This window comes from Kitasatospora sp. NPDC092286, from assembly GCF_044755565.1.
Classification (GTDB): domain Bacteria; phylum Actinomycetota; class Actinomycetes; order Streptomycetales; family Streptomycetaceae; genus Kitasatospora.
The window spans coordinates 113,935-119,934 of sequence record NZ_JBIVRD010000028.1 but is presented as its reverse complement, the minus strand read 5'-3'; the positions used below and the strand labels follow the sequence as shown (position 1 = coordinate 119,934).

Below are 6,000 nucleotides of genomic sequence, written 5' to 3'. Positions count from 1 at the left end.
GCAAGACGCTCGGCTGGAATACCCCAGCCGAGCGTCTACGTGATCTACTCACCACCTAAAACCAAGTGGTGTTGCGACGACCCCTTGAACCCAAGGTGCGGAGGCGGGGCCCCTTCGCTTCTTCTAGCCCCAGGTGATCAGGCGCTTGGGGCGCTCCAGCAGTGCGGCCACGTCGGCCAGCACCCTGGAGCCGAGCTCCCCGTCCACCAGGCGGTGGTCGAAGGAGAGGGCCAGGGTGGTGACCTGCCGCGGGACCACCTTGCCCTTGTGCACCCACGGCAGTTCCCGGACCGCCCCGAAGGCGAGGATGGCCGCCTCCCCCGGGTTGAGGATCGGGGTACCGGTGTCGACGCCGAAGACGCCGACGTTGGTGATGGTGACCGTGCCGCCCTGCATGTCGGCCGGCGAGGTCTTGCCCTGGCGGGCGGTGTCGATCAGCTCGCCGAGCGCCGCCGCCAGGCCCGAGAGGGTCTTGGCACCGGCGTCCTTGATGTTGGGGACGATCAGGCCGCGCGGGGTGGCCGCGGCGATGCCGAGGTTCACCTGGCCCTTGATCACGATCTCCTGGGCGGCCTCGTCCCACTGGGCGTTGATCTCGGGGTGCCGCTTGATCGCGGTCAGCAGCGCCTTGGCGACCAGCAGCAGCGGGCTGACCCGGATGTCCCGGCCCAGTTCGCCGCTCTCCTTGAGCCGCCGGACGAACCTCATCGTGCGGGTGACGTCGACCTGGACGAACTCGGTGACGTGCGGGGCGGTGAAGGCCGAGCTCACCATCGCCTGCGCGGTCGCCTTGCGGACGCCCTTGATCGGCACCCGGACGTCGCCCGAGCCGGACACGGACACCGGCTCGGCGGCGGCCACCGGGGCCGGCGCGTCGGCCGCTGCCGCCACCGCGGCGGCGGCCGACGCGTGGGCGTGCACGTCCTCGCGGGTGATCACACCGTCCGGACCGGTCGGGGTGACCGCGCGCAGGTCGATGCCGAGGTCCTTGGCGAGCTTGCGCACCGGCGGCTTGGCCAGCGGCCGGTCACCGGAGGGCTGCTCCGGCACCACCGGAACGGGCACGGGCACGGACACGGGCACGACGACCGCGGGAACCGGAACAGGAGCCGGGGCGATCACGGTGGTGGTGGTCGTCCGGCGGGCCCGGCGCTGACTGCCACCGGTCCGCGGGCCGTACCCGACCAGCACCTCACGCCGCTCCGGCTCCGCCTCGGCCGGTGCCGGTGCCGGCGCGGGGGCCGCGGGTGCGGCGGCGACGGCCGGTGCGGCGGCCCCGGCCTCACCGGCGACCGCGACCGAGATGATCACGGTGCCGACATCGACCGTCGCGCCCTCCGGGAAGAACAGCTGCTCGACGACCCCGTTGAAGGGGATCGGCAGCTCCACGGCGGCCTTGGCGGTCTCCACCTCGCAGACGACCTGGCCGTCCGTCACGGTGTCGCCGGGCTTGACGTACCAGCTGAGGATCTCGGCCTCGGTGAGGCCCTCGCCGACGTCGGGCATTCTGAACTCGCGGAGCGAGCGAACTTCGGTGGTCATCTTCGCTCCCCGGTTCAGTACGCGAGCGCGCGGTCGACGGCGTCGAGCACGCGGTCCAGGTCGGGCAGGAAGGCTTCCTCGACCCGGGACGGCGGATACGGCGCGTAGTAGCCGCCGACCCGCAGGATCGGCGCCTCCAGGTGGTAGAAGCAGCGCTCGGTGAGCCGGGCGGCCAGCTCGGCGCCCATGCCCAGGAAGACCGGCGCCTCGTGCACCACGATGCCGCGCCCGGTGCGCCTGACCGACTCCTCCAGGGCGGCGAAGTCCACCGGGGAGAGCGAGCGCAGGTCGACGACCTCCAGTCGGCGGCCGTCCTCCTCGGCGGCCGCGGCGGCCTCCAGGCAGACCTTGACCATCGGCCCGTACGCGATCAGCGTGGCATCGGTACCGGGACGGACGATCCGGGCGTCGTGCAGCGCCAGGTCGGCGGCGGCGCCGACCTCGCCCTTGTCCCAGTACCGGCGCTTGGGCTCCAGGAAGACCACCGGGTCGTCCGAGGCGATGGCCTGGCGCAGCATCCAGTGCGCGTCGTGCGCGCTGGACGGGGTGACCACGCGCAGGCCGGCGGTGTGCGCGAAGTACGCCTCGTGCGACTCGCTGTGGTGCTCGACCGCGCCGATGCCGCCCGCGTACGGGATGCGGATGGTGACCGGGAGCTTCACGTGCCCGAGCGCCCGGGCGTGCATCTTGGCCAGCTGGGAGACGATCTGGTCGAAGGCCGGGTAGACGAAGCCGTCGAACTGGATCTCCACCACCGGGCGGTAGCCGCGCAGCGCCAGGCCGATCGCGGTGCCGACGATACCGGACTCGGCGAGCGGGGTGTCGATCACCCGGCTCTCCCCGAAGTCCTTCTGCAGACCGTCGGTGATCCGGAAGACGCCGCCGAGCTTGCCGATGTCCTCGCCCATCAGGAGGGTCTTCGGGTCGTCCTCCAGCGACTTGCGCAGCGCCCCGTTGAGCGCCTTGGCGATGCTGAGCTGACCGGCCATCAGAGGTTCTCCCCCGCCTCGAAGGAGGCCGCGTACGCCACGTACTCGGCCCGTTCCTCATCGACCAGCGCATGCGGCTCGGCGTAGACGTGGTCGAAGATCAGGGTCGGGTCCGGGTCCGGCATACCGCGCACACCCTCGCGCACCCGCAGCCCCAGCTGCTCGCTCTCCGCCTCGACGGAGGCGAAGAACTCCTCGTCGGCCAGGCTCGCGCGGTCCAGGTGGGCCCGGAGCCGGGTGATCGGGTCCTTGGCCTTCCAGGCCTCGGTCTCCTCGGTGGGCCGGTAGCGGGTGGGGTCGTCGGAGGTGGTGTGCGCGCCCATCCGGTAGGTGAACGCCTCGATCAGCACCGGGCCGTTGCCGCTGCGCGCGTGGTCCAGCGCCCAGCGGGTCACGGCGAGGCAGGCCAGCACGTCGTTGCCGTCCACCCGGACGCCCGGGAAGCCGAAGCCGGAGGCGCGGCGGTACAGCGGGATCTTGGTCTGGGTGGTGGTGGGCTCGGAGATCGCCCACTGGTTGTTCTGGCAGAAGAACACCACCGGGGCGTTGTAGACCGAGGCGAAGGTGAAGGCCTCGTTGACGTCGCCCTGGCTGGAGGCGCCGTCGCCGAAGTACGCGATCACCGCGTCGTCGGTGCCGTCCTTGGTGATGCCCATCGCGTAGCCGGTGGCGTGCAGGGCCTGCGCGCCGATCACGATGGTGTACAGGTGGAAGTTCTTCTCGTTCGGGTCCCAGCCGCCGTGGTTCACGCCGCGGAACATGCCGAGCAGGTTCAGCGGGTCGACGTCGCGGCACCAGGCCACGCCGTGCTCGCGGTAGGTGGGGAAGGCGTAGTCGCCGGTGCGCATGGCCCGGCCGGAGCCGACCTGCGCGGCCTCCTGGCCGAGCAGCGAGGCCCACAGGCCGAGCTCGCCCTGGCGCTGCAGCGCGGTAGCCTCGGCGTCGAACCGGCGCACCAGCACCAGGTCGCGGTAGAGGGCGCGCAGCTCCTCCGGGGTGGTGGTGAGCGGGTAGTCCGGGTGCTCGATCCGCTCGCCCTCCGGGGTGAGCAGCTGTACGAGCTCCGGCTGGCCGTCCGTGCCCGTGGCGCGGAGGGTGTCAGGAACGCCGGGGGCCGCCTTCTTGCGAGCCCTCGCCGTGCTTTTGACGGTCACGTTCACTCCTCGGTCTGTCCGGCCGCCCGGGGTCGCCGGTGACCGGTCCGGTCACCGCCTCGCGGGGCGCGCGTGGGTGTGCGCACCGGCTGCAAGGCAGGTGGTGTTCCTGTTCCGACGGCGTCCCTCACGAGAACGTTACCCAGCGACAGCCCTTGGCGCGCTTGCGCTAGGACGTCCTAGTTGTTGGGCTTCCACAGCTGTCAAGGGTGCCGCGCACAGCTCGCCGTCGGATTGGTGGGGGTGGACGGACGGATGTGGCGCAGCTCTCAATTCGGTCGCCTTCAGGACACCAGCGCACGTTATCCGGGCGGAGCCCTGTACGTAAGGGGGTTACCGGCATCGATTTCGACCGCTCTGGCCTGATAACGATCCCGCGCCGGTTTGGACGGCAGGTCTTTCACAGGGTGATATGGGAGGCTTTGCACGTGACTGACAACGGACAAATCAGGGTATTCCTGCTCGACGACCACGAGGTGGTCCGGCGGGGCGTCCACGATCTCCTCTCGGTCGAGGACGACATCGAGGTGGTCGGTGAGGCCGGCACGGCGGCCGAGGCGCTGACCCGGATCCCGGCGGTCCACCCCGATGTCGCGGTGCTCGACGTCCGGCTGCCGGACGGCAACGGGGTCGAGGTCTGCCGCGAGATCCGCTCCCGGCTGCCGGAGATCAAGTGCCTGATGCTGACGTCGTTCTCGGACGACGAGGCGCTGTTCGACTCGATCATGGCGGGCGCCTCCGGGTACGTCCTGAAGGCGATCCGGGGCACCGACCTGATCGCCGCCGTCCGGGACGTGGCGGCCGGGAAGTCGCTGCTCGACCCGGTCGCCACCAGCCGGGTCCTGGCCCGCCTGCGCGACGGCGGCGAGAAGGAGGACGAGCGGCTGGCGCAGCTCACCAAGCAGGAGCGCCGGATCCTCGATCTGATCGGCGAGGGGATGACCAATCGCCAGATCGGCAACGAGCTGCATCTAGCCGAGAAGACGGTGAAGAACTACGTCTCCAGCCTGCTCGCCAAGATGGGCATGGAGCGGCGCACCCAGGCCGCCGCCTTCGTGGCCCGGCACCAGGCGGACCAGCAGCACTGATCCGATTCGGATACATAGCACTGATGGTTTGTCAAGGGCCCCCGCAAGGGGGCCCTAACCTCTGGCTGTGACTTTCAGCCAGACCCTCGCCTGCGCCCCGGCCCGCCCCGACCTCGCCGCACCGCCCATAGGGACCCTCAGCCCGCCCGTCCCCCACGCCGCCCTGGCCGAGGTCCTGCACCGCTACCGGGTGGGGCGGCTCCTGACCGCCGAGCCCGTCGCCGAGGGCCTGCTGAACCGGGGCTACCGGGTCACCACCGAGGCCGGGTCGTACTTCCTGAAGTGCTACGTCGACGCCGCCACCGCCAACCGCCCGGCGATCACCGCGCACCACCGCGCGATGGCCGCGCTGCACGCCCTCGGGCTGCCGGTCGCTCCCCCGCTGGCCTGTGCCGAGCGGTCCGGGACGGTGGCCGCCTTCGGCGGCCGGCTGTTCGCGCTCTTCCCCTGGATCGATGGCCGACACCGGCACGGTACCGACCACACTCTCCCGCAGTGCGCCGCACTCGGCGCGCTCCTCGGCCGAGTGCACGGCGCACTGGACGATGTGTGCGCCCCCCTGAGCCAGCCCTCCGGCTACCGCAGCGCCGACCCGCTGGACAGCGCCCGGCTCGCCGCTGACCTGCGGCGGCGGGCCCGTGAGCACCACCCGTACGGCGAGCTGGACGCGCTGGTCGAACGGCGCCTCACCGAACGGCTGAACCTGCTCGCCGAGTACGCCCACCGCCGGCCCGCCCCCCAGGCCGCCCCGCCCACCGGCTGGACCCACGGCGACTTCCACGGGCTCAATCTGCTGCACAAGGACGGCCGGATCTCGGCGGTCCTGGACTGGGACAAGCTCGGCCCCCAGCCGCGCGCCGAGGAGGCCGTCCGCGCGGCCACCCTGCTCTTCAACGACCGGACCTCCGGGGTGCTCGACCTCGTCCGGGTCCGGCACTACTCACAGGCCTACCGGGCCACCGGGGCGGCCACCGCCGAGCACCTGGCGGCGGCGGTGCACCGGGTCTGGTGGGAGCGGCTGAACGACTTCTGGATGCTCCAGTGGCGCTACCAGCGGGCCGACCACCGGGCCGACCCGCTCTACCCCGCCTCGGCGGGCCAGCTGGCGTGGTGGTGCCAGGAGTACGAGCAGGTCCTGGACGCCTTCGCCAACTGACCCGGACGGCCGGGGCCCGGACAGCCAGGAAGCCCCGGGGGGCGGGTCCGGAAGGTCCGGGCCCGCCCCCG

5 protein-coding genes are annotated in these 6,000 nt (G+C 71.8%); 2 read left to right on the top strand and 3 right to left on the bottom strand.

The window, feature by feature from the left end; genetic code table 11:
* Window positions 1-123 precede the first annotated feature (123 nt).
* The 3 genes from ACIQIB_RS26530 to pdhA are packed head-to-tail and all read right to left on the bottom strand — an operon-like array spanning window position 124 to window position 3,685.
* Window positions 124-1,542, bottom strand: coding sequence for a dihydrolipoamide acetyltransferase family protein (locus ACIQIB_RS26530; protein WP_400761084.1), 1,419 nt, complete (start codon window positions 1,540-1,542; stop codon window positions 124-126).
* Between the two features lie 14 nt (window positions 1,543-1,556).
* Window positions 1,557-2,531, bottom strand: coding sequence for an alpha-ketoacid dehydrogenase subunit beta (locus ACIQIB_RS26525; RefSeq protein WP_400660056.1), 975 nt, complete (start codon window positions 2,529-2,531; stop codon window positions 1,557-1,559).
* Window positions 2,531-3,685 (bottom strand): pyruvate dehydrogenase (acetyl-transferring) E1 component subunit alpha, encoded by a 1,155-nt coding sequence (gene pdhA, locus ACIQIB_RS26520; RefSeq protein ID WP_400761082.1) that lies wholly within the window; start codon window positions 3,683-3,685, stop codon window positions 2,531-2,533. Before pdhA ends, ACIQIB_RS26525 begins: the two co-directional genes overlap by 1 nt.
* A 428-nt stretch (window positions 3,686-4,113) precedes the next feature.
* On the opposite strand from pdhA, the gene ACIQIB_RS26515 reads away from it, so the two are divergent.
* Window positions 4,114-4,773, top strand: coding sequence for a response regulator transcription factor (locus tag ACIQIB_RS26515; protein ID WP_363613757.1), 660 nt, complete (start codon window positions 4,114-4,116; stop codon window positions 4,771-4,773).
* 67 nt (window positions 4,774-4,840) lie between these two features.
* The gene (locus ACIQIB_RS26510; protein WP_400761079.1) at window positions 4,841-5,929 is read left to right on the top strand and encodes a phosphotransferase; all 1,089 of its coding nucleotides are present in this window, start codon (window positions 4,841-4,843) and stop codon (window positions 5,927-5,929) included.
* Window positions 5,930-6,000 lie beyond the last annotated feature (71 nt).